Origin of the sequence: Serratia sp. SCBI (assembly GCF_000747565.1) — a bacterium.
GTDB lineage: Bacteria > Pseudomonadota > Gammaproteobacteria > Enterobacterales > Enterobacteriaceae > Serratia > Serratia ureilytica.
In genome coordinates this window covers 3,611,108-3,634,208 of the sequence record NZ_CP003424.1, presented here as the reverse complement: position 1 = coordinate 3,634,208, position 23,101 = coordinate 3,611,108, and the positions used below count along the sequence as shown (strand labels likewise).

Annotated in this window: 27 protein-coding genes and 1 tRNA gene; 19 read left to right on the top strand and 9 right to left on the bottom strand. The window is 58.2% G+C overall.

Annotated features, from left to right (window positions below; genetic code table 11):
- Positions 1-70: 70 nt before the first annotated feature.
- Positions 71-1,300: an alanine transaminase gene (alaC, locus tag SERRSCBI_RS17060; protein WP_042785136.1), complete on the top strand. Its 1,230-nt coding sequence runs from the start codon at positions 71-73 to the stop codon at positions 1,298-1,300.
- A 111-nt stretch (positions 1,301-1,411) separates the two neighbouring features.
- Entirely contained in the window at positions 1,412-1,936 is a 525-nt protein-coding gene (locus SERRSCBI_RS17055; RefSeq protein WP_033643933.1) for a cytochrome b, read from the top strand.
- A 58-nt stretch (positions 1,937-1,994) separates the two neighbouring features.
- Here the strand turns inward: SERRSCBI_RS17055 and ypdK are convergent, their stop codons facing one another.
- From ypdK to SERRSCBI_RS17045, 3 genes are all read right to left on the bottom strand, one after another.
- Positions 1,995-2,069, bottom strand: a complete 75-nt coding sequence (gene ypdK, locus SERRSCBI_RS24805) for a membrane protein YpdK (protein WP_099782600.1) — start codon at positions 2,067-2,069, stop codon at positions 1,995-1,997.
- Between the two features lie 558 nt (positions 2,070-2,627).
- Positions 2,628-3,065, bottom strand: a complete 438-nt coding sequence (locus SERRSCBI_RS17050; RefSeq protein WP_033651988.1) for an antitoxin HicB — start codon at positions 3,063-3,065, stop codon at positions 2,628-2,630.
- Between the two features lie 83 nt (positions 3,066-3,148).
- Entirely contained in the window at positions 3,149-3,601 is a 453-nt protein-coding gene (locus SERRSCBI_RS17045) for a DUF805 domain-containing protein (RefSeq protein ID WP_033643931.1), read from the bottom strand.
- 279 nt (positions 3,602-3,880) lie between these two features.
- Between SERRSCBI_RS17045 and mltB the strand changes: the two genes are divergently transcribed.
- A complete protein-coding gene (gene mltB / locus SERRSCBI_RS17040) occupies positions 3,881-4,969 on the top strand; it encodes a lytic murein transglycosylase B (RefSeq protein WP_033632457.1) in 1,089 nt (362 codons plus the stop codon).
- A 57-nt stretch (positions 4,970-5,026) separates the two neighbouring features.
- Here mltB and SERRSCBI_RS17035 read toward each other — a convergent pair whose 3' ends face one another.
- Entirely contained in the window at positions 5,027-6,178 is a 1,152-nt protein-coding gene (locus SERRSCBI_RS17035) for a porin (protein ID WP_042785135.1), read from the bottom strand.
- A 399-nt stretch (positions 6,179-6,577) separates the two neighbouring features.
- Between SERRSCBI_RS17035 and SERRSCBI_RS17030 the strand changes: the two genes are divergently transcribed.
- The 3 genes from SERRSCBI_RS17030 to SERRSCBI_RS17020 are packed head-to-tail and all read left to right on the top strand — an operon-like array spanning position 6,578 to position 8,144.
- A complete protein-coding gene (locus tag SERRSCBI_RS17030; protein ID WP_042785134.1) occupies positions 6,578-6,868 on the top strand; it encodes a hypothetical protein in 291 nt (96 codons plus the stop codon).
- Positions 6,869-6,914: 46 nt separating this feature from the next.
- Complete coding sequence (locus SERRSCBI_RS17025) at positions 6,915-7,838, top strand: DMT family transporter (protein ID WP_042785133.1); 924 nt, start codon at positions 6,915-6,917, stop codon at positions 7,836-7,838.
- 3 nt (positions 7,839-7,841) lie between these two features.
- A complete protein-coding gene (locus tag SERRSCBI_RS17020) occupies positions 7,842-8,144 on the top strand; it encodes a hypothetical protein (protein ID WP_042785132.1) in 303 nt (100 codons plus the stop codon).
- A gap of 11 nt (positions 8,145-8,155) precedes the next feature.
- On the opposite strand, the gene dsdC is transcribed toward SERRSCBI_RS17020, so the two are convergent.
- From dsdC to SERRSCBI_RS17005, 3 genes are all read right to left on the bottom strand, one after another.
- Positions 8,156-9,085 (bottom strand): DNA-binding transcriptional regulator DsdC, encoded by a 930-nt coding sequence (dsdC, locus tag SERRSCBI_RS17015; RefSeq protein WP_042785131.1) that lies wholly within the window; start codon positions 9,083-9,085, stop codon positions 8,156-8,158.
- A gap of 452 nt (positions 9,086-9,537) precedes the next feature.
- Positions 9,538-9,789, bottom strand: coding sequence for a CsbD family protein (locus tag SERRSCBI_RS17010; RefSeq protein ID WP_033643925.1), 252 nt, complete (start codon positions 9,787-9,789; stop codon positions 9,538-9,540).
- 134 nt (positions 9,790-9,923) lie between these two features.
- Positions 9,924-11,420 (bottom strand): PAS domain S-box protein, encoded by a 1,497-nt coding sequence (locus SERRSCBI_RS17005; protein ID WP_042785130.1) that lies wholly within the window; start codon positions 11,418-11,420, stop codon positions 9,924-9,926.
- Between the two features lie 227 nt (positions 11,421-11,647).
- Between SERRSCBI_RS17005 and SERRSCBI_RS17000 the strand changes: the two genes are divergently transcribed.
- The 4 genes from SERRSCBI_RS17000 to SERRSCBI_RS16985 all read left to right on the top strand — a co-directional run bounded on the left by SERRSCBI_RS17000 (position 11,648) and on the right by SERRSCBI_RS16985 (position 14,603).
- Positions 11,648-12,619, top strand: coding sequence for a hypothetical protein (locus SERRSCBI_RS17000; protein ID WP_042785129.1), 972 nt, complete (start codon positions 11,648-11,650; stop codon positions 12,617-12,619).
- A gap of 1 nt (position 12,620) precedes the next feature.
- Positions 12,621-12,842 (top strand): hypothetical protein, encoded by a 222-nt coding sequence (locus SERRSCBI_RS16995; RefSeq protein WP_033643922.1) that lies wholly within the window; start codon positions 12,621-12,623, stop codon positions 12,840-12,842.
- A gap of 698 nt (positions 12,843-13,540) precedes the next feature.
- On the top strand, positions 13,541-14,341 hold the full coding sequence (locus tag SERRSCBI_RS16990; protein WP_033643921.1) for a helix-turn-helix domain-containing protein: 801 nt from the start codon (positions 13,541-13,543) through the stop codon (positions 14,339-14,341).
- 19 nt (positions 14,342-14,360) lie between these two features.
- Positions 14,361-14,603: a hypothetical protein gene (locus SERRSCBI_RS16985; RefSeq protein WP_033643920.1), complete on the top strand. Its 243-nt coding sequence runs from the start codon at positions 14,361-14,363 to the stop codon at positions 14,601-14,603.
- 71 nt (positions 14,604-14,674) lie between these two features.
- Here the strand turns inward: SERRSCBI_RS16985 and SERRSCBI_RS16980 are convergent.
- Positions 14,675-14,749, bottom strand: a tRNA-Arg gene (locus SERRSCBI_RS16980).
- Between the two features lie 129 nt (positions 14,750-14,878).
- On the bottom strand, positions 14,879-15,805 hold the full coding sequence (locus tag SERRSCBI_RS16975; RefSeq protein WP_042785128.1) for a formate/nitrite transporter family protein: 927 nt from the start codon (positions 15,803-15,805) through the stop codon (positions 14,879-14,881).
- Positions 15,806-16,034: 229 nt separating this feature from the next.
- Here SERRSCBI_RS16975 and ccmA point away from each other — a divergent pair, with 229 nt between their 5' ends.
- The 9 genes from ccmA (at position 16,035) to ccmI (ending at position 23,101) form a co-directional block, all read left to right on the top strand.
- A complete protein-coding gene (gene ccmA / locus SERRSCBI_RS16970) occupies positions 16,035-16,667 on the top strand; it encodes a cytochrome c biogenesis heme-transporting ATPase CcmA (RefSeq protein ID WP_015378626.1) in 633 nt (210 codons plus the stop codon).
- The gene (gene ccmB, locus SERRSCBI_RS16965) at positions 16,667-17,326 is read left to right on the top strand and encodes a heme exporter protein CcmB (RefSeq protein ID WP_025303731.1); all 660 of its coding nucleotides are present in this window, start codon (positions 16,667-16,669) and stop codon (positions 17,324-17,326) included. Before ccmA ends, ccmB begins: the two co-directional genes overlap by 1 nt.
- A 120-nt stretch (positions 17,327-17,446) precedes the next feature.
- Positions 17,447-18,184, top strand: coding sequence for a heme ABC transporter permease (locus tag SERRSCBI_RS16960; RefSeq protein WP_042785127.1), 738 nt, complete (start codon positions 17,447-17,449; stop codon positions 18,182-18,184).
- Entirely contained in the window at positions 18,181-18,417 is a 237-nt protein-coding gene (gene ccmD / locus SERRSCBI_RS16955) for a heme exporter protein CcmD (protein ID WP_033651976.1), read from the top strand. The genes SERRSCBI_RS16960 and ccmD overlap by 4 nt, the downstream gene beginning before the upstream one ends.
- A complete protein-coding gene (gene ccmE / locus SERRSCBI_RS16950) occupies positions 18,414-18,908 on the top strand; it encodes a cytochrome c maturation protein CcmE (RefSeq protein WP_042785126.1) in 495 nt (164 codons plus the stop codon). Before ccmD ends, ccmE begins: the two co-directional genes overlap by 4 nt.
- Positions 18,905-20,875, top strand: a complete 1,971-nt coding sequence (locus tag SERRSCBI_RS16945; protein ID WP_033643917.1) for a heme lyase CcmF/NrfE family subunit — start codon at positions 18,905-18,907, stop codon at positions 20,873-20,875. Before ccmE ends, SERRSCBI_RS16945 begins: the two co-directional genes overlap by 4 nt.
- Positions 20,872-21,423, top strand: a complete 552-nt coding sequence (locus SERRSCBI_RS16940; protein ID WP_033643916.1) for a DsbE family thiol:disulfide interchange protein — start codon at positions 20,872-20,874, stop codon at positions 21,421-21,423. Before SERRSCBI_RS16945 ends, SERRSCBI_RS16940 begins: the two co-directional genes overlap by 4 nt.
- The gene (locus SERRSCBI_RS16935) at positions 21,420-21,887 is read left to right on the top strand and encodes a cytochrome c-type biogenesis protein (protein ID WP_033643915.1); all 468 of its coding nucleotides are present in this window, start codon (positions 21,420-21,422) and stop codon (positions 21,885-21,887) included. Before SERRSCBI_RS16940 ends, SERRSCBI_RS16935 begins: the two co-directional genes overlap by 4 nt.
- Positions 21,887-23,101, top strand: a complete 1,215-nt coding sequence (gene ccmI / locus SERRSCBI_RS16930; RefSeq protein WP_042785125.1) for a c-type cytochrome biogenesis protein CcmI — start codon at positions 21,887-21,889, stop codon at positions 23,099-23,101. The genes SERRSCBI_RS16935 and ccmI overlap by 1 nt, the downstream gene beginning before the upstream one ends.

Below are 23,101 nucleotides of genomic sequence, written 5' to 3'. Positions count from 1 at the left end.
ATATTCGGTCAGTTCGCTGGCCAGCGTCGCTCGGACGGTCCGGGCGCTAACGTCTATCGAGGAATCCCCTATGGCTGATAACAGTCCACAGCGCCGTTTCACGCGCATTGAACGCCTTCCCCCTTACGTATTCAACATCACCGCCGAACTGAAGATGGCCGCACGCCGTCGCGGCGAGGATATTATCGACTTCAGCATGGGTAACCCCGACGGCCCGACGCCGCCGCACATCGTGGAAAAACTGTGCGCCGTCGCCCAGCGCGACGACACCCACGGTTATTCCACCTCGCGCGGCATTCCGCGCCTGCGCCGCGCCATTTCGCGCTGGTATGCCGATCGTTATCAGGTGGATATCGATCCGGAAAGCGAAGCCATCGTCACTATCGGTTCGAAAGAGGGGCTGGCGCACCTGATGCTGGCGACCCTCGATCACGGCGATACCGTGCTGGTGCCGAACCCCAGTTACCCGATCCACATTTACGGCGCGGTGATCGCCGGCGCTCAGGTGCGCTCGGTGCCGCTGGTGGACGGCGTGGATTTTTTCGGCGAGCTGGAGCGCGCCATTCGCGAAACCATTCCGCGCCCGAAAATGATGATCCTCGGCTTCCCGTCCAACCCGACCGCGCAGTGCGTGGAGCTGGATTTCTTCGAGCGGGTGGTGGCGCTGGCCAAGCAGTACAACGTGCTGGTGATCCACGATCTGGCCTATGCCGATATCGTCTATGACGGCTGGAAAGCGCCGTCGATCATGCAGGTGCCGGGGGCGAAAGACATTGCGGTGGAGTTCTTCACCCTGTCGAAAAGCTACAACATGGCCGGCTGGCGCATCGGTTTCATGGTCGGCAATCCCGAACTGGTCAGCGCGTTGGCGCGCATCAAGAGCTATCACGACTACGGGACCTTTACGCCGCTGCAGGTGGCGGCCATCGCCGCGCTGGAAGGCGATCAGCAGTGCGTGCGCGATATCGCCGAACAGTATCGGCAGCGCCGCAATGTGTTGGTGAAAGGGCTGCATGAGGCGGGTTGGATGGTGGAGAACCCGAAGGCGTCGATGTACGTCTGGGCGAAAATTCCCGAACCTTATGCCCATCTCGGTTCGCTGGAGTTCGCCAAACGCCTGCTGGCGGAAGCCAAGGTTTGCGTTTCGCCGGGCATCGGCTTCGGCGACTATGGCGATACCCATGTGCGCTTCGCGCTGATCGAAAATCAGGACCGTATTCGCCAGGCGGTGCGCGGCATCAAGGCCATGTTCCGCGCGGACGGGTTGCTGATGTCGGGCAAAGGCGGCGGCGCCAAATAATCCTGTCAGGCCGGACGTTTGTCCGGCCTTATTTTTTCCCGTCCCAAGGTTTTCTTCATTATTTCCCCATTATGCTCGACTACGCTGAATTTTATTTTTTGGATAGAGTGTATGAGCAACCGCTACGCGCGATCGCAAATCGTTTTACATTGGTTGACGCTGCTGATGGTGATCCTCACCTACGCGGCGATGTTGCTGAAGGATTCGGTGCCGGAGGCGTGGGCGCCGCTGGTCAAAAATCTGCACTTTAATTTTGGGGCTTCGGTTTTTGCCCTGATGCTGATTCGGCTGGCGGTGCGCACCCTCCACGCGACGCCGCCGACCACGCCGCCGCTGGAGGAATGGCAGGAAGTGGGCGCCAAGATCTTCCATTGGCTGCTGTACGTGGTATTCCTGATGTTGCCGCTGCTGGGCGTGTTAACCCTGGCCTACGGCGGGAAATCGTGGACTTTACTGGGGTGGCCGGTACCGCAATGGGTGACGCCGGATCCGGTGATGCGCAAGCTGGTTAAAACGGTTCATGAGACGCTGGCGAATATCGGCTACTTTATCATTGGCGCGCATGCGCTGGCGGCGCTGTATCACCACTACCTGCGCAAGGACGACACCCTGCGCCGCATGATGCCGGGCAAATAACGGCGAACGACGGAAACGACAAAGGGACGCTCGCGCGTCCCTTTGGCTGTGTTCCCGGTCAGGCAACCATCAACATGAAGGTGCCAACCCAGGCAACCAGCATGAATGACACGCCCATCAAAAAATATTTCACTGAACAACTCCTGTCTGGAGTCCTCGCCAGCAATGATCCCGATTGTTGTGCTGAGTGTTTTATGGGCAACCTGTTTGTCGGGCGGGTTCTTCCAAACGAAAGAACAACGTCCTCGCGCGCGGGTTGTCCGGTTGTCGCGCCTCATGCTCCGTGAGGTAAAATCCGAACCGCGACAGGATCGGCGCTAATGTACTCTCAATACTGGTCTGATTTCAATACTGTGTTTTTGATCACAATTTTAGGCTGTTTTTTGAACAGGGCGCGCTGTTTTATAACGCTTTTCATCGGCGGGCGACAGGAACTAGCCCGCCGTGGCGGGCTGTAAAATAAGGGATGAAAGAATGCAGCGGCAGGCGCTCAGGCGACGGCGTTGATGCCGGTCGCCAGAATGACCCAAAAAACGAGACAAGACAGCAGAATAACGGCCCAAATATGACGGCGACTCCACTCCATTTTTAGCCTTCGTTGTTGCGACAGAGGATTAGGTAACGATCACATCGGCGCGAATGGAGGAAAATTTAGCCCCTGCGGATAATATTTTGCTTACCTGTTGCTAACTTATTGGCAAACTTCACTTATTGTCACGCGCACGTCGTAGCCCAACAGATACAGCGCCTGCTCCAACGCTTCCACCTTCGAGGCGTAACCGATATCCAGCAACCGCTCCATTTGCCCGCCGTTGAAACCCAGCTTGCGCGCCAGCGCCGCTTTACCGGTGTTTTTGCGCAGCATGGCGTTGTGCAGTTCGATTTTCAGCGCCACCAGCGCCGGCAGGTGTACCCTCAACTCATCGGCTTGCAGAGGGGAAGGGGCGGGCAGGGGCAAACCTTCATCCATCGTGGCGGCGATGGCGGCCAACAGGCTTTCCTGCGCCTCCAGTTCGATGTCTTCGCGTTTATAGCAGGCGGTTTGCCACTCGGGGAAGTCGCGAAAACCGATCTGCCAGGCGTCGCTGTCGCGATCGAAGGCGTAATGGGCGAAGTAATGGCTGAACATGGCGATCCCTGATTAAAACCTGAATGAGGCGCTATTGTGACGGCACGGCCGGCGGATAGCCATAGCCTTGAGCGGAATGGCGCTTAATCGGTCTGTTCACGCGGCTTGCGTCGCAGCCCGTCGGGCGGCAACAGCAGGGCGCAGACCATGACTGCCAGACTGAACAGCGGCAGCCAGCGCGCTACCGGGCCGGGGGAGTAGTTGTTGAGCACCGAGCAAACATAGCACGCGACGGCCAACGCCCAACCGGGCAGGCCGATATCGTTGAGTCGGAATGCGGTTTTGGCCATGAACCACGTGACCAGGCCGAAACAGAACAACGCCCACACCATAATGCACAGCAGATACAGCAGCACCGAGACGAATTCGGCGCCGTCGCCGTGCGCGTGGGCGCGAAAATGGTTTTTATCCAGATAGGTCGACAGAAACGACAGCAGCACGATACCGATGGCGAAGATCGCCAGCGAGAAAATAAACGGTTTGCGCGAGATGCGCCCACGGTACAGGTCTTTGGCGAGTTGTCCGAGAGATTCCATCGCAGTCCATTGTCGTGATCATTGCGGCGATAGCCGGGTGGCAAGCAGTCGGGCATTTTATCGGGGCAAACGTGGGCGTCAAGGTGATAACTTTTCTCATTTAGTTGCGGTTGAGATTCAGCGCGGCCGCACCGGGCGTTCTTTGCCCGTGCAAAACGTCACAATTTGGCACGTTTGGCTACCTGACGCGGTCATTGGCGGCATAATCCTGTTTGTTCGCGTTGAACAATGCATTAACATAACTCCCACTTATCTCTTGCATGGCTATATGGATATCCGATGCGTCACCTGGTTGCGCTTTTACCGCTGATTACCTTGCTTGCTGCCTGTAGCAGCACGCCGAAACCCAGTACCACCGCTACGCCGCAGAGCGCCCCGGTAAAGGGCGGCTTTTTGCTGAGCCCGGCGCACAGCGGCGCGCCGCTGGGTGGGGATTTCGCCAATAACCCGAATACCGCGCGCTTTATCGAGAAGATGGTGCAGGAACACGGTTTTGACCGGCAGCAGCTGCACGACGTGCTGGCGCAGGCTCGGCGATTGGATTCGGTGCTGCGGCTGATGGACAGGCAGGCGCCGACGCCGTCTACCCAGGGGCCAACCGGGCCGAATGGCTCCTGGTTGCGCTACCGCAACAAGTTCATCACCCCGGATAACGTGCAAAACGGCGTAGTGTTCTGGAATCAATATCAGGATGCGCTGCAGCGCGCCTGGCAGGTGTACGGCGTGCCGCCGGAGATTATCGTGGGGATTATCGGCGTGGAAACCCGTTGGGGCCGCGTAATGGGTAAAACCCGCATTATCGATGCGCTGGCGACGCTGGCCTTCGACTACCCGCGCCGCGCCGATTACTTCGCCGGTGAGCTGGAAACCTTCTTGCTGATGTCGCGCACCGAAGGCGACGATCCGCTCGAGTTGCGCGGTTCCTTCGCCGGTGCGATGGGCTACGGGCAGTTCATGCCTTCTTCCTTCAAAAGCTATGCGGTCGATTTCAACGGCGATGGGCATATCAACCTGTGGGATCCGGTCGATGCCATCGGCAGCGTGGCCAATTACTTCAAAGCGCACGGCTGGTCCAAAGGCGAGCCGGTCGCCATTCAGGCCAACGGCCAGGCGCCGGGGTTGGAAAACGGCTTCAAGACGCGCTACTCGGTCGCCGCGCTGGCCGAAGCCGGCCTGAGCCCGCAGGGTTCGCTTGGTGATAACCAAGAGGCCAGCCTGCTGCGGCTGGATGTCGGCACCGGCTACCAGTATTGGTATGGTCTGCCGAACTTCTACGTCATCACGCGCTATAACCACAGCACCCATTACGCCATGGCGGTATGGCAACTGGGCGAAGCGGTCGGGCGCTCGGCGCGCGGCGGCTTCTGACGCTGCGTCAATAAACGAAAAAGGCCGCTTGAGCGGCCTTTTTTGCATTCTGAGCAATCAGAAATCGTAGCGCAGACGCACCACGGTCATATCGCCGAGGTTGTCGGTGCTCGATGTCAGCACGTGCTCCACGTCAACGCGGAAACCGTAGTCAAACTGTACGGTCACCCCGAGGCCGTTATCGATACGCTGGTAGTTGCGGCCTGTGATGTATTCCAGGCGGTCGCCCATGAAGTACGGCATCACCGATTTCACCGCGTACTGACCTACCGGCACGGTATAACCGGCCAGGTATTCGATACCCCACGCATCGCCGGCGAAGTAATTATTGACGTCGGATTTCTTGGTGGTCAGGAAGTCGTTGTAGTAACCGCCGCCGAAGGTCAGGGTCCAGTTGTCCGGTTTCCAGCTGATGGCGGTGCCGAAAATGTTCTGATCGTAGCTTTTGCTGCCGCTGGTGGACGGGTTGCGCATTTCGGCGCGGGTGTAGTTCCAGGCGGTGCCCCAGGTCAGGTCCGGCGTGATATGGTAATCCACACCCAGAGAGCCGCCACCTTTGCGCTTGTAGCGCAGGCCGTTGCCCGGCAGGTAGTCGCTGTCGCTGAACAGGTACGAGGCGTAAACGTCCGCATCGCCGAAGCGGTTCTTGTACTTCAGCATTTTGCGTGAACGGTAAGAGCCGTCGTAGTCGCCGTTAATGCCGTTGCCCGGCGCCTGGGCCAGCATGTCGTAGTCCCAGATATCGGTCTTGGCGCCCACCACGTCATAATAAACGCTGTTCTGCTGACCGAAGGTCATCTGGCCCCAGGTGTTGCTTTTCAGGCCGGTGTACAGCATGCGGCGGCTGGTGTTTCTCGCGCCGTCGGCATAGTGATGATCCCAGTCAAACAGCGCCGGAATGTTCACGCCCAGCTCGTAGTAGCTGATCCAGCTGATATCGTCGAACAGATAGTAGTCCGCCGCGAAACGGAAGCGGGTGCCGCCGTCGAAGCCGTTACGCTTGTACGAGCCCTTGTCACCGTCGCCCGTCATGTTGTTGAACTGCGGACGAATACTGCCGCCAACGGTGAAGTTCAGGCGGCTGAGCGGATCGCCGGCCTGTGGATCTTGCTTCAGCAGGGTGATTTCCGCCTGAGCGGCGAACGACGCGCTGCCGATCGCCAGACCCAGCGCCACCGCTTGAGTCATTACGCGCAATTTCATTGCCATGTGTTATCCCTGTTTTAGGTATGACCGCCCTCATCAGCGCCGCCATGCCGATGTTTTGCGCAGAAAGCTGCGTTTTTGCGCATTTTGACGGTTTTTTTTGGTGTTTTAGCGGCGGGCGGAATTTGTAACATAAACGGTGAAATAAATAATTACTTTTCTTGCTAATTATTGGCCGGTTTTTGACCATTTCGTGCGGTGAAAGTGGCCGCTCTGCTCCTCTCTCTCCACTCGGATGAATTCATTTAACGCCAAGGTTTATATTTTTCATTTGTCAGTCACCAACCCCAGCCTGTAATTTCAGCCATGCAAGAGATAATTAATTCCAGCCTGTCACCGCCGTATTAACGTGAGGCATTTTTGCGTAATCGGTTGGCAGGAATAAGCGATTGGGAGGTCGCCATGAGAAACCTGTTAATGTTGTTGGTGGGGCTGTTTTCATTATCGGCGATGGCGGCGGAGTCGCACGTCTGCCATTCTCAATCTTATGATTATGCAGAGGTTAGTAAGCTAAGGTTGTCTGACGACACTCTGTTTTTCTGCCGCGGCGTGGGGCGCCTGACGATCCCGGAATTGGCGCGAAAAGGCTGGAAGGTGATTCACCTGGCGCAGCAAACTGAATATACCGACTCCGTCGACAGCGATGGCGAAGTTATTAAGCTTTATCAGGAAATCGTGGTGTATAAAGAATAACGCGGCGGCAGCCTGTGATTATTTCAACGGCGGCGGGAACCCTATTATGAATGCAAGAATCGGTATCGACGGCAGGGCTGCCGCCGCCATGGTGATGCTATGCGCCATTTGGGGGATGCAGCAGGTGGCGATCAAGGCCGCTGAACCGGATGTGTCGGCGGTGCTGCAAATTGCCATTCGCTCCGGTCTTGCCGCCCTGGGGGTTTACCTGCTGGCGCGCTGCCGCGGCGAGTGCTTCACCTGGGATCGTGCCACGCTGAGCGCCGGTTTGAGCGTAGGGGCATTGTTCGCGCTGGAGTTCTTTTTTGTCTCCGAAGGGCTGCGCTATACCAGCGCTTCGCATATGGCGGTGTTTTTGTACACCGCGCCGCTGTTTTCCGCTCTCGGCCTGCATTTTCTGATTCGCCAGGAACGCCTGTCGTCGGTGCAGTGGCTTGGCATGCTCATCGCCTTTGGCGGCGTGGTGTTGGCCATATCGGGCATGGCTGAGGGCAGCGGCGACGCAGCTCGGTTGAAGGGCGATCTCTACGGCCTGCTGGCGGGGATCGCCTGGGGCGGTTCTACGCTGGTGATCCGTACCTCGCGTCTGGCAGAGTGTCCGGCTAAACAGACGCTGCTGTTCCAGTTGACGGGCGCCTGCGTGCTGCTGTCGTTGCTGGCGATAGCGTCGGGCAATTTGCACGTCGTTCTGAGCCGGGTGGCCTGGAGTAGCCTGCTGTTCCAAACGGTGATCGTGTCGTTTTTCAGTTACCTGATCTGGTTTTCACTGTTGCGTCGTTATCAGGCGTCCTCGCTGGGGATTCTCACCTTTATGACGCCGGTATTCGGCATCCTGGCCGGCGTCGTCATGCTCGGCGAGCCGCTGCAAATTGAGTTTGTATTGGGTGCCGTGCTGATCGTGCTGGGGTTAATCGTGGTGAGTTGTTCATATCTTATTTATTTTGACCGTAGGGTGGCACCAAAAATATAAATTATGGATGTTGATGTACAGAATTACCAAATAAGCTGCGAAAGCCAATTCATTATTCAGATGCAAATATCCCGCTATGCCTGGGGCGTGCCGTTGATTACGCTCAGCGATAACGGTGACTTTACCGTGATAAGAAGCCGAGGTTGGTCGAAATTGGCTAACGGGATGCCGCTGGAGGTTTATTACTTTGCCAATAATTCCCTGCTGACCTGGGATAAAAATCGCAAATATATCTCTTATTCAAAGGCCGGCCGGCTCTATGCCTGCGCGTTGCATTTTTCTTATTCTCCCAAAGTATGGCGATAACCCTCTGGCCATCAGACCAGAGGGGATATTTTCATTATCCACTGCTTAAACGCGAGGATCTTCGGCCACTGCCGCTCGGAGATGGTCGAGGTAAAATAGCAGTGTTCGCAGGGCACGGTCATATCGGCGAACGGAATGATCAGCTCGCCGCTTTTGATCCAGTCCTGCACCAGATTAAGCCGCCCCATGGCGACGCCAAGGTGCCGCGTAGCGGCCAGCACCGCGAGATCGGAACGGTCGAATTCCATACTTTTACTGTCGGTATCCAGCCCCAGCGCAAAGTGTTGTGACCAGGTTTGCCACTCATCTTCGCCGGAGTTGTAGCGATCGTGCAGCAGCGTACAGTGAGCCAGGTTTTCCGGCGCATCATACAGATTATGTGCGGCGGCGTACTGCGGCGTGCAGATCGGCACCATCGATTCCTGCATAAAGGCCTCTTCCAGATGCCGCCCCGAGCGCAGTTTGCCGAAGTACATCGCCAGATCCACGCCGCGGTTGGCCAGGTTGATGATTTCCTGCCCGGTCAGAATGTTGAGGTGAATGGTGGGGTGCTGGGCGATAAAGTCGCCGATGCGCGGCAGCAGCAGACATTGCACCAGGGACGGGTGCGAGTAGAGGGTCAAGGTCCCCGTCAACTCGCGATTTTTGATGTCCAGGATTTCCTGATTCAAGGTGTTGAAGGAGCTGTCCAGCGCCCATTGCATGCGCTCGCCCTCCGGCGTCAGCGTAATTCTGCGATGAAAGCGTTGGAATAGCTGAAACCCCAATTCCTTTTCGAGCAAATTAATGCGGTGGCTCACGGCGCTGGGGGTGATCGACAATTCTTGTGCCGCCAGCGCAAAAGATAAATGACGGGCGACGCATTCGAAAGTATGCAGCCTGGAAAATTGATAGCTGGTCAGCGGTGTCGCCCGCTGCGAATGTTTTTTACTGGGGAACATGCTATTTCTCCGTGCGCATAATCCGGCAATATTAACATTTAATGGTGCGGAGGATAAACCCAGCCTGATTGATATATTCGGTTTTTATGCCGAGGAATTTCGTTATCTTGAGGGAAAATTAACTTACTTGCATAACAAGCGGAAATAACAGGCGCTGGGGGCGTTGATTGAGAGGGCGATGATAATCAGCAATAGGACGAATATAATAAAAGAGGTGCCGTTAAGCCGCGAGTAAAGGCGGTGTGCGACAGCCTGAACGATAAAGGCTCATGTTCCATGCGGGATATAACGGTTTCGCCATAATAATCCGTCGCATGGCGACGCAGAGCACGCGTTAAGCCCGGATGCCAACGAGAGGGAGGCAGCAATCCCCCGCCTGGCAAAGAACCGTGCCCGGTGGCTGCCCACCGGACACGGCATTCAGGGAAAAGTGGTTTGCTCGTCGGCGCCCATCAACGGCGACGCAGCAGCAGGCCGGCCAACAGACCTGCGCCGGCAACGAGTGCCAACGCGGCGAGGGGATTTTTCTTCATCATGCTGCCGGCGCAGCTCAGGGCGTCACCGTATTTTTCTTGCAGCGCGCCCACTGCCTGGCGCGTGACGCCTTCGGCCTGCCAACGTTCGTTGCCGCTGACGTCGCCCGCGATTTCCTGCGCTTTGCCCGCCACTTTTTCCATCATGCCATTGGCTTTTTCGCTGTTCATTATGATGCGCTCCTTAGGTTCGATCCGTTTGGCGTTCGCTCAGGGCGAAAGCCTGCATTTGCACCGCCATGTTATGCACTTCACTCGGTGCTCATAAGGGGCGTTTGCATCGGTATGGCTAGTGCATTTGCAGGCTACTTGCCATTCATCGAGGCCGGTCCGCCGGTAAACAGCCCGCGTTCTCTGGCCCATACGATGGCTTCGCTGCGGCTGTGCACGCCGAGTTTGGAATAGACCGTCGCGACATGATTGCGAATGGTGTTGAGCGCCAGATTGAGGCGCGCCGCGATTTTCTTGTCCGGCAGTCCCTCGCAGATCAAACCCAGCACATCGCGCTCGCGCGGGGTGAGATCGCTGGCGGCAAACCCGGCCTGGTTGGAGCGATTGATGCTTTTCACATTAGCCAGTTTTTCGATCAGGGTTTGGCTAAACCACGAGGCGTCCTGCATCACTTCCTCGATGGCGTTCACCAGCTCCAGCTCCGAGCGCTTGCGTTCGGTAATGTCCATGAGCACCAACAGATAGCAGGGCGCATTATGGATGCTGACGGCATCCGCCGAGGCCACGCAGTCGATTAACTCGCTCCCTTTCTTGCGCACCCGGATGTCCATCCCTTCGACATTGCCGGTTTTTTCCAGGGCGGCAAACAAACGGCTGCCCGCCTCGGGATCGTCAAAAACCGGGATCTCGTCGACCGATTTGCCGATCAAGGCTTCGGCGTCGTATTCGATGGCGCGGGTGAAGGCTTCGTTAACATCCAGCACGCGCCGCCCGTCTGCGGTGCACACCAGCGTTGGCACCGGGCTCAGGCGGAAAGATTTGGCGAACCGCTCTTCACTTTCTCGCAGCGCCGATTCAGCCTGGCGCCGGGGTTCGAGATCGGTAAACGTGAACAGCATGCAGTCGTCTTCATTGATGTCCAACGGTTGACCGGCAACCACCACCAGCTTGCTGCCTCCATCGGGCAGTTTCAGCTCGGCCTCCATCTGCGGAATGGTGGCGCCTTCCCCCAGGCGCTGCACCGCCAGCTCTTTATGCTCGGCCTGTTGCAGGACGTCCAGTTCATAAACCGAACGCCCCAAGACCTGTTCACGTTGGTAACCGGTCATATCAAGGAACCCTTGATTGACCTTGACGTAGCGCAGATCGCTGAGCCGACAGATGACCGCCGGCGCCGGATTGGCGTTAAAGGTTTTTTCAAAGCGCTGTTCGGCGCTGGCCCACTCCGTCGCGTCGCTCATGATCAGCGCCAGCAGCTCCGGCTGCCCCTGCGGATCGGTGACGATCAGGCTCCGCAGGCGGTGCACCCAGAAACTGTCCGGATCGTCGACCTGGCGAACTTCCACCACCACATCGGTGAAGGTCTCGCCATCGGCAACCCGGTTCAAAGGGTACTGCTCCAAAGCCAGCGGATGGTTGTTGCGATAGCGCAGGGCAAAACGCGCCGCGTACTCGCCGGCATTGGCCCCCAGGGCTTGCTGGTGGCTCACGCCATGCATGGCTAACGCGGCCTCGTTGGCCCATAGCAGGGTTTGATCGGTATCCGTCAGGATCACGCCGTCGGACAAGCCGGAGATGATTTGCTGCAGGTGGCCGCGGTTGGTTTCGCTGGCCAAGACGGATTGGCTCATGTGTTCTCCGCTAGACAGAAGGGGAGCGGCCTCTCTAGGGGCCGCGGGTTACGCTACTCGCTGAGCAGCTTAGTGCATAACGTGCGTATTCGCAGGGTGTGAATGCACCAGGCGTTCTGGTGCAAATGAACCGGGACGGCCGATGATGTCGCGCGGCAGACTGAATTTGTCTGCGCGGTTTTCTGCCGTGCGTGCAATCACTTGTCCAGAAAATATAAGGAACAACGATGACCACTGTCTATGAATCAAATCGCTTTGCGTTTCAGGTGTCATGGGGCTCGATATTGGCCGGGAGTGCCGTGGCGCTGGTGACTTATCTGATATTCAGCGTGCTGGGGACGGCGATCGGCGCCCAGGCCGTGGATATGATGCAAAAGGGCAACCCGCTGAGCGGTTTTGGCACCGGCACCGGGATCTGGCTGCTGGTTTCAACGCTGGCGTCGTTGGCCGCAGGCGCGTTCGTCGCCGGCCGCACCGCGCCGAATCGCGGCGGCTTGCATGGCCTGCTGAGCTGGGCGATCACCACCTTGCTGACCACCTGGTTGATGGTGTCACTGGCGAGCGGCGTGGTGGGGCTGGCTGGCAACGCGGTTGGCAAAGGGCTCTCGCTGGCGGGCAGCGGCCTGGCGGCGGCGGCGCCAAGCGTGGGCGACAGCCTGAAGCAACAGTTGGATAAAAAGGGCATCAGCCTGGACTGGGGAAACCTGGAAAGCCAGTTGAACGCAACGCTTAAGCAGAGCGGTAAGCCGGAGCTGGATCCGGCTCGGTTGGAGCAGAAAGCCAATCGGGCGGCCGCCGACGGCAAACAGTCGGCCGTGGATGCCGCGGCCGATCCGGCGCAGGCCGCCACCGAGCTTAAGCAGTGGTTCGAGCGCGTTAAGCAGTCCGGTGAGCCGACGTTGAGCGCCGCCGATAAGGACGCGCTGGTGAATATTGTTGCGGCGCGTACCGGCAAGAGCCGTGATGAAGCGAGCCAAATCGTCGATAACTACGCCCAGGCTTATCAGCAGGCGGTGCAGAAGGTGGAAAAACTCAAGGCCGAGGCCGAGCAGAAAGCGCGTGAAGCGGCTGATGAAGCGGCCAAGCAACTCTCTCGCGCCGCGTGGGGCTCACTGCTGATACTGTTGCTGGGCGCTGCGTTGAGCGCCGGCGTGGGGCGAATTGCCGAGTCAACCCGCCGTACCGTCGCGGTGAGTTGAGATGGGCAAAAACCTGTCGTGCATCTCGCTGAATTATCGAAAAGTGGCGGGAGCGTCCGCGCCCGTACTGGTCATCGATTTTTGCAACGAGAACAACGAGCGTTACACCTTGCGCTATAACTTGCCGCCGGATACCCCGGAACGGACCGAGCGACGGGTGTCCTTGCTGCTGTATCTGTTGCGTAAGCACAGAGCGGCAGAAATCGACAACCTGACGGACTAATCCGCTCATTGGATGAAAAGCCCAGCTTTGCGTGCTGGGCTTTTTTTTGAGGAGCGGGCGGTTACGGTAACAAACTATGGCGCGTATCGGCTTGGCGCTTGACGGCGGAGAGGCTGGCGCGGTGCGGGAGCATCAATGCCCCCGGGACGGGAAGGCAATATATGACCTCTAACATGATTTGTTGATGCATCCGCTTTTTCTGTGCAGGGAAAGATAAAAAAGAAACTCACTGTTGCGACATGTGATTATTAAGCCTGATGTTCAGGCTTTGCGTTTATTCCTCTCAGCTTCCTTAGCCACGGCTCAGGCTTTACCCATTAGCTGCAATAAGTGTTATCAACAATCAAGGCTATAAAATGCGATTTCATTTCTGATGATGAAATTCCTATTCGGCCATGCAATTGATGCGATAAAAAACACTTTAAGATAAAAATTTAACAGAAAGTGTGATTCTCACTGGCGGCGCAAGTGCTCCTTCAATAGATGCACTTTGTGTCGTTAAATTTTGTTTTTCGATTTTCTTGTGGGTGGATTTATATAACATGATCATTTTCAGTTATTTATATAATGACCTCTTGGAGGGTGTGAGAATAAAAAAAAGAGGGCGTGATTTTTTAGGATTAATCTTAATGACTTAATTTCTTCGCTTAACGATTTTAATGAAAAGGATACGGCTTTTATAAATGCAAGGAGCGCACATGGATTACAGAAGAGATATTCTTTTACAAGTATTGGAGTATATGGAAAAGAATATTGTGGAAGGGCTTTCGGTTGAGAAGGTTTCAATTATCTCGGGTTACTCTAAATGGCATTTACAGCGGTTGTTTAAGCATTATTTTGGCATTACGCTCGGGACGTATATCAGGAATAGAAAGCTGAGCCGATCGGCTGTCTTGCTCAAACAGCATCAAGGGAACATATTGGATGTCGCCTTGGCATCGGGGTTTGCCTCTCAGCAATGCTACACCCGGGCATTCAAACGTTTCTTTGGCGAAACGCCCAACAGCTTTAGAAACAGCCGGGGATGGGATTTTTCCACGCAGATCCCCCCGTACGGCAACGATAATAAACCCTATTTCTATCATACGGTCATGCCGGATGACATCGAGATGCTGAAGCATTACAAAACATTAATTTTCCATTCTATAAGGAAATACAGAGATGCCAATGATATTGCGCAGACTAATGAGAAACGGCTAAGCAAAAATTGGGGGGCATATAATGTAGAGAAAAGCAGGGGGAATAAATGCCATGCCAACGGCAAGGAGCAGGCGGTTTTTCACTCCATCTTCAACTTCTATATCCCAATGGGCAAATATATTGTTATTCCCTTTATGGGCGAGTTGCCTGAGTACGTTAATTTTTTTGAGGGGATATATGACGCTTACTTGCCGGCTATCAACGCCAAAATGAGGGAAAGCTTCTTTATCGAGCTATATAGAGATGAAAATTCAAACAGTAAAGTTATCAATGTCGATATACTTATTCCTGTGACGTAGTGATGGAAAAGGAGACGTCATGGATAGAGAAAATCGCCCCGATTCGATGAATAAACGGCACCGCGCACTCCTGCTACTGTATTTAAGGCTGTCTGCCTTTGGCCGAATCATCGTCGCCGGTTTAGGGAAACGGGCCATTCAATTCACGCTGGCATTCATTCTGTTCATGTTTTCAGGAAATGCGATGGCCAATAATTGGGAACATCAGCCAATCGCGTTGGCAGGAATGACCTGGATGGCGTGCCTGCACCCGCAGGGATGAAATTAGGGCTGAACAAGGGATTGAAGCAGGGGCCGCGGGCGGTCGATGCGCATTGGCTCGATAAGGAAAAATGGCGTCCCCGACTGGAATCGAACCAGTAACTAGCCCTTAGGAGGGGCTTGTTATATCCGTTTAACTACGGGGACGCTGCGGACCGGCAACCGAAGCTGCCGGGGCATTATACCTTTTTTTACCCGCAGAATAAGCGCTTAGCGGCGCGTTTGCTCAATACCTCGCCAGTTCGCGCCGAAATTTCCTCGGCTAACCGACGGCGATCACGGTTTTTCCCCGCCGTGGCGCCGTTTTTCCTCTTGCAGGCGCGCCGCCTTATTTTTGGCGCTCAAATCGTTGCGGATTTGTGCGTGGCTTATCAGCGCAAAGATAAAGGTGCCGCCGATGATGTTGCCCGCCAGCGTCGGCAGGGCGAACGGATAAACGAATGCTTGCCATCCCATCGCGCCGTTGAACACCAGATACAGGATCTCCACCGAGCCGACCACGATATGCGTCAAATCGCAAATCGCCACCAGGTAAGTCATCAACACGATCACCCAGATTTTCGCCGCGCCGGCGGCCGGGAACATCCATACCATGGTGGCGATGATCCAGCCGGCCAGGATGCCGTTGGCGAACATTTCTCCCGGCGTATGGCGCATCACCTCTTCGCCCAGGCTGATGAAGGCGCGGCGCGTTTCGGCGTCGAACAGCGGCATATGGGTAAACGCCAGCGCCGCCAGCGCGGTGCCGATCAGATTGCCGAGCAGCACCACGCCCCACAGGCGCAGCAGGATAAGCAGGTTGCGCGGCGTGGGTTTATGCATGATCGGCAACACCGCCGTGACGGTGTTTTCGGTAAACAGCTGCTGGCGCGCCATAATGACAATGATAAAACCGAAGGTGTAGCCGAGGTTCTCAATGAAAAAGCGGCTGGGATCGTCCGGCAAGCGGGCGTGGAAAATGCCTTTCGCCGCCAGCGAGGCGCCCATCGACAGTCCGGCGGCGATCGCCGACCACAGCAGCGCCAGCCCGTCGCGCTCCAGTTCTTTTTCGCCTTCCATCCGGATCTGCTCATGCACCGCCGCCGCGCGCGAAGGCAAATTTTCTTCCCTGACTTCGATTTCGCGTTTGCCCTGTTCCTGCTCTTCGCTCTCTACCTGCATTGTCTCATCCGGCTCGTGCTCCTGGCGTGGCTGTTCGTTCATGCTGTCGCTCCTGCTCAATAAGGGTGAGTTCACGTCATTAAGCGTAGTTGCCCGGTCTAAATGCGGCGAAATACAGAAAAAGGTAACAAGAGTTAAAATCCGCCGATTTTTTCCACGCATTCTTGATCCTGCTCGCCATATTGGCCCCTCGGCGCGCCCGCCGCAGGCTGCGTGCGGGGAAAGGCTTATGCTATGATTCGCTATCCCAAAGAAAAATATGAGTTCCCTGATGCTGGAAGCCAAAAGTCTGAGTTGCGTGCGCGATGAGCGCATCCTGTTTAGCGAGCTAAGCTTTTCAGTTCAGCCGGGCGATATCATTCAGGTAGAAGGGCCGAACGGCGCGGGCAAGACCAGTTTGCTGCGCATCCTCGCCGGTCTGGCGCGGCCGGACGGCGGTGAGGTGTGCTGGCGCGGGCGCAACACGCTGCGCGATCGCGCGGCGTATCAGCAAGATTTGCTGTTTATCGGCCATCAACCGGGCATCAAAGCCGTATTGACACCCTTTGAAAATCTGCAGTTTTATCAGGCGGTGCGCGGCGCGGCCGAGCATCAGGCCATCTGGCGCGCGCTGGAGCAGGTGGGGTTGGTGGGGTACGAAGATCTGCCGGTGGCGCAGCTTTCGGCCGGGCAACAGCGGCGGGTGGCGCTGGCGCGATTGTGGCTCAGCGCGGCGCCGCTGTGGATCCTCGATGAACCGTTGACGGCAATCGATAAACAGGGCGTGGCCGAGTTGATTAGCCTTTTTGAACAACATGCGCAGCGGGGCGGCATGGTATTGTTGACCACGCATCAGGATTTGGCCGGCGTCAGCCAAACGGTGGGCAAAATTCGTTTGGCGGAACACGACGCGGGGAGTTTGTGATGTTTTTGACTCTGGTGCGTCGCGAATTGAAGATCGCCTGCCGTAAAGGGTCGGAGATCGTCAACCCACTGTGGTTTTTCCTGATTGTGATCACGCTGTTCCCGCTGGGGATTGGCCCTGAACCGCAGCTGCTGGCGCGCATTGCGCCGGGCATCGTGTGGGTGGCGGCGCTGCTGGCTTCGCTGCTGTCGCTGGAGCGGCTGTTTCGCGACGACTTTCTCGACGGTTCGCTGGAGCAGCTGTTGCTGCTGCCGACGCCGCTGCCGATGACGGTGCTGGGCAAAGTGTGTGCTCACTGGGTTGTGACGGGATTGCCGCTGCTGATCCTGTCGCCGCTGGTGGCGCTGCTGCTGTCGCTCGATATGCAAACCTGGCTGGCGGTGGCGGGTACGCTGCTGCTCGGCACGCCGACGCTGAGTCTGATCGGCGCTATCGGCGTGGGGCTGACCGTCGGCCTGCGCAAAGGGGGCGTGCTGCTCAGCCTGCTGGTGCTGCCGCTGTATATCCCGGTGCTGATCTTCGCCACCGGCGCGATCGACGCCGCCTCGATGGGCATGCCGATCGACGGTTATCTGGCGATACTCGGCGCGATGCTGGCGGGCAGCGTGACATTGGCGCCGTTTGCCACCGCGGCGGCGCTGAGAGTGAGCGTGCACTAGCTAACGTATTGAATGAACAGACGGGGCAAGGCCGACAAGAGCGTACCCCGCAGAAGATTTTCGCCGTTTCGAACGCTCGGAGCGGCCGACGCATAAAAATTACCGTGAGCACTGACGACAATGTGGAAATGGTTACATCAACTGGCGCGGCCCGAACGGCTGTATCACGTCTGCGGCCGCTTTATCCCCTGGCTGGGGCTGGCGGCGGCGGCCTGCCTGCTGCTCGGCTGGGCATGGGGCTTTGGCTTCGCGCCGAAGGATTATCAGCAGGGCGACAGCTTCCGCATCATTTATATTCATGTCCCGGCGGCCATGTGGTCGATGGGCATCTACGCCTCGATGGCGGTGGCGGCGTTTATCGGCCTGGTGTGGCAGATGAAAATGTCCGATACCGTGGTGGCGGCGATGGCGCCGATCGGCGCGGTGTTCACCTTTATCGCGCTGGTGACCGGTTCCGCCTGGGGTAAGCCGATGTGGGGCACCTGGTGGGTATGGGACGCGCGGCTGACCTCCGAGCTGGTGCTGCTGTTCCTCTATATGGGCGTTATCGCGCTGTATAACGCTTTTGAAGACCGTCGCCTGGCGGGCCGGGCCGCCGGCATTCTGGTGCTGGTGGGCGTGGTGAACATTCCGATCATCCATTTCTCCGTCGAATGGTGGAATACGCTGCATCAGGGCTCGACCAACATGCAGCAATCCATCGCGCCAAGCATGCGCACCCCGCTGCGCTGGGCGATCCTCGGCTATCTGCTGTTGTTCATCACGCTGACGCTGATGCGCCTGCGCAATCTTATCCTGTTCCAGGAGCGCCAGCGCCCGTGGGTTGCCGGGCTGGTGAATAAGGAGCGTCAGTCATGAATGCCGCGTTCGATTCCTGGCCGGCGTTTTTCGCCATGGGCGGTTATGCCTTTTATGTCTGGCTGGCGGTCGCCGTCACGCTGATTTCGCTGTTGGGGCTGGTGGCGCACACCGTCTGGCAGCGACGGCTATTGCTCGCCGAGATCGGCCGCCGTCAGGCGCGCGAGCGGCGCATTCGCCATGCGCAACAATCAAAACAAAAATCCGCCGCACCGCGGGAGAAATCATTGTGAATCCACGTCGTAAAAGCCGCCTTTATCTGGCGATCGTTGTGCTGATCGGCATCGCGCTGACCGCAACTCTGATGCTGTACGCGCTGCGCTCCAACATCGATCTGTTCTACACCCCGGGTGAAATCCTGCAGGGCAAGGGCGAAAACCATGAGAAGCCCAAGGTTGGCCAGCGGTTGCGCATCGGCGGCATGGTGATGCCCGGCTCGGTGAAACGCGATCCCAATACGCTGCAGGTCAGCTTCAAGATTTACGATGCGCGCGGCGCGATCGGCGTGACCTACACCGGCATTCTGCCGGACCTGTTCCGCGAAGGGCAGGGCGTGGTGGCGCAGGGCGTGCTGGGCGAGGGCAACGTGGTCAACGCGCGCGAAGTGCTGGCCAAGCACGACGAGAAATACACCCCGCCGGAAGTGGCCGACGCGATGAAAGAGAATCACAAAGGGCCGGCGGAAGCGTATAACGCGCCGCAGGCGGAGGGCGCCAAGTCATGATGCCGGAACTGGGCAGTTTTCTGCTGTGCCTGGCGCTGGCGATCGCGCTGTTGCTGAGCATTTACCCGCAGTGGGGCGCGGCGCGGCAGGACAGCCGCATGATGGCGGTGGCCCGCCCGCTGACCTACGGCATGTTCGCCGCGATTGCGCTGGCGTTCCTGTGCCTGGTGCATGCCTTCGTGGTCAATGACTTTACCGTCGCCTACGTGGCCACCAACTCCAATACCCAACTGCCGGTGTATTACCGCATCGCCGCCACCTGGGGGGCGCACGAAGGTTCGTTGCTGCTGTGGGTGCTGCTGCTGAGCTGCTGGTCGCTGGCGGTGGCGTTGTGCAGCCGGGCGATGCCACAGGACGCGGTGGCGCGGGTGTTGTCGGTGATGGGCATGATCACCGCCGGCTTCCTGCTGTTCATCATCATGACCTCCAACCCGTTCACCCGCACGTTGCCTAACTTCCCGATCGACGGCAGCGATCTCAACCCGCTGCTGCAGGATATCGGCCTGATCTTCCACCCGCCGCTGCTGTACATGGGCTATGTCGGCTTCTCGGTCGCCTTCGCGTTCGCCATCGCCTCGCTGATGGCCGGCCGGCTCGACACCGCCTGGGCGCGCTGGTCGCGCCCGTGGACCACCGCCGCCTGGGTGTTCCTCACGCTGGGCATCGTGCTCGGATCGGCCTGGGCCTACTATGAGCTGGGCTGGGGCGGTTGGTGGTTCTGGGATCCGGTGGAGAACGCTTCCTTTATGCCGTGGCTGGCCGGCACCGCGCTGATGCATTCGCTGGCGGTGACCGAGAAACGCGGCACGTTCAAAGCCTGGACGGTGTTGCTGGCGATCACCGCTTTCTCGCTGTGCCTGCTGGGCACCTTCCTGGTGCGCTCCGGCGTGCTGGTCTCGGTGCACTCCTTCGCCTCCGATCCGGCGCGCGGCATGTTTATTCTCGCCTATCTGGTGATCGTCATCGGCGGTTCGCTGCTGCTGTACGCGGTCAAGGGCGGCCAGGTGCGCAGCCGGGTGCAGCACGAGACCTTCTCGCGCGAGACCTTCCTGCTGGGCAACAACGTGCTGCTGATCGCCGCCATGCTGGTGGTGCTGTTGGGCACGCTGCTGCCGTTGGTGCACAAACAGTTGGGGCTGGGCAGCATTTCGATCGGCGAGCCGTTCTTCAACACCATGTTCACCTGGCTGATGGCGCCGCTGGCGCTGCTGTTGGGCATCGGGCCGCTGGTGCGCTGGCGCCGCGATGAGCCGGGCAAGCTGTGGCGCCGCCTCGGCGTGGCGCTGCTGGTGACGCTGGTGCTGTCGATTCTGCTGCCGTGGCTGTTGCAGGACAGCATCGCCGGCATGACGGTGGTGGGCCTGATTATGGCGCTGTGGGTGATCATCCTGACGCTGATGGAGCTGCATGAGCGCGCCACCCATCGTCACGGTTTCTGGCGCGGCCTGCGGCAGCTGTCCCGCAGCCACTGGGGCATGGTGCTCGGCCACCTCGGCGTGGCGGTGACGGTGATCGGCATCGCCTTCAGCCAGAACTACAGCGTGGAGCGCGACGTACGGATGAAGGCCGGCGACAGCGTGGATATCCACAACTATCACTTCGTGTTCCGCGACGTGCACGACATTCGCGGCCCGAACTACAGCGGCGGCGTCGGCATCATCGACGTCACGCGCAACGGCAAGCCGGAGGCGACGCTGCACGCGGAGAAACGCTACTACAGCGTGGCGCGCAGCATGATGACCGAGGCGGCGATCGACGGCGGGTTCAGCCGCGATCTGTACGCAGCGCTGGGCGAGGAGCTGGAAGACGGATCCTGGGCGGTGCGCCTGTATTACAAACCCTTCGTGCGCTGGATCTGGTTCGGCGGCGTCTTTATGGCGCTCGGCGGCCTGCTGTGCATTCTCGATCCGCGTTATCGCATGAGCAAAAAGCTCAAGCGTGAAGGCAAGCTGGAGGCGCAATCATGAAGCGTAAGCTGCTGTTTATCCCGTTGGTGCTCTTCCTGCTGCTGGTGGCGGCCCTGATGGTGCAACTGACGCGCAACGCCGGCGGCGAAGATCCGACCATGCTGGAGTCGGCGCTGATCGGCAAACCGGTGCCGACCTTCAGGCTGGAATCGTTGGATCAGCCGGGCAAAACCTACGATCAGGCGGTGCTGCGCGACGGCAAGCCGATATTGCTCAACGTCTGGGCGACCTGGTGCCCGACCTGCCGCGCGGAACACCAGTATCTCAATACGCTGGCGGCGCGCGGCGTGCGGGTGGTCGGCCTGAACTATAAAGACGATCGCGCCAAGGCGGTGACCTGGCTTAATTCCCTCGGCAATCCCTATGCGCTCAGCCTGTACGACGGCGACGGCATGCTGGGATTGGATCTCGGGGTGTACGGCGCGCCTGAGACCTTCCTTATCGACGGACAGGGGATCATTCGCTATCGCCATGCCGGCGACATGAACGAGCGCGTCTGGCAGCAGGAAGTGCTGCCGCTGTATAGAAAGTACGGGGGTGAGGCATGAGGCTGATTGCCCTGCTGTTCGCCGCATTGCTGAGCTGGAGCGCCGCTGCGGCGATCGATACCTATCGCTTCAACTCCGTTGAGCAGGAGCAACAGTATCGCGAGTTGACCGAACAGCTGCGCTGCCCGAAATGCCAGAACAACAGCATTGCCGATTCCAACGCCATTATCGCCGCAGACATGCGCACCAAGGTGTACGAGCTGATGATGCAGGGGCAAAGCAAGCAGCAGATCATCGATTACATGGTGGCGCGTTATGGCAATTTCGTCACCTACGAACCGCCGGTAACGCCGGCGACGCTGATCTTGTGGATCGGCCCGCTGCTGTTCGTGCTGATAGGCGGGGCGGTGGTGATCCTGCGCACCCGTCGCCGGCCCGACGCGGCGGTGGACGATGAATTCTCCGAACGGGAACGGCAGCGCCTGGCGGCGTTGTTGCAAGAGACTGACAGGAAGAAACCCTAATGGCTTTTTGGCTGATTATTTGCGTGTTGCTGGCCGGCGCCGCCGCGTTGCTGGTGGTGCCGGCGATGCGCCACGGCAAGCAGAGCGCCGCTACGCGCGATGCGCTGAACAAGGCGTTCTATCAGGATCGCCTCAGCGAACTGGAGCAGGACGAGCAGCAGGGCGTGGTGGCCGAGCGCCCGGAGCTGGTTAAAGAGCTGCAACAGAACCTGTTGAACGACATCCCCGTCGAACAGGCAGAGCAGGTGAAACCGATCAACCGTTGGGCGTTAGTGCCGGGCGTGTTGTTATTGCTGGCGGTGACCGTTGGCTTTTATCTGAAAACCGGCGGGTTGGCGCAGGTGCTGGATTGGCGTTTGGTGCAGGCGCAAATGCCGGAATTGCGTGAGCGCGTCGCCAATGAGCGCGCCAAACCGCTGAGCATGGAAGAGATCGCGCGCCTCGGGCTGGGGCTGCGCACCGAGCTGCAGCAGGACGATCGCAATATCAATGACTGGATGATGCTGGGGCGCGTCGGCATGGCGTTGAACAACGCCACCACCGCCACGCAGGCATTTGCTCATGCCTATCAATTGGATCCGAATAGTCTGGAAGTGCGGCTCGGCTATGCCGAGGTCTTGACGCGATCCAACGATCCGGAGGATAACAAGCAGGCGACGCAGCTGTTGCGGCGCATGATCGCGGAAAATCACAGCGATCCGCGGGTGCTCAGCCTGTTGGCGTTCAACGCTTTCGAACAGGGCGATTTCAAACAGGCGATCGGCGCCTGGCAAGTGATGCTGCAGCTGCTGCCGGCTAACGATCCGCGCGCGGAAGTGATAAAGCGCAGTATTGCACAAGCAAAAGCCCAGGCCGGCGGAGAAACTGTTAAACTGAATGTGACTGTTTCACTGTCACCGCAGGCGGCGAAAGCCATGCCGCCGCAGGGGACGCTGGTTATCTCGGTGACCGACGGCGTCAGCCCGGTGCCGGTCGCGGTAAAACAATTGCCGTTGAGCCGTTTTCCGCTGTCTTTCTCTCTGGACGACAGCAACGCCATGATGCCCGAGCGTCTACTCTCGGCACAGCATCAGGTGCAGGTGCGTGTGCGCCTCTCACAGGACGGATTGGCCACGCCGCAGCCGGGGGACTGGTTCGGCGAAAGCTCGCTGCAGACATTCAGCGGCAAAGAGCAGGTTAGCGTTCAGATAAACAAGCAGGTCCCTGAAAAATAA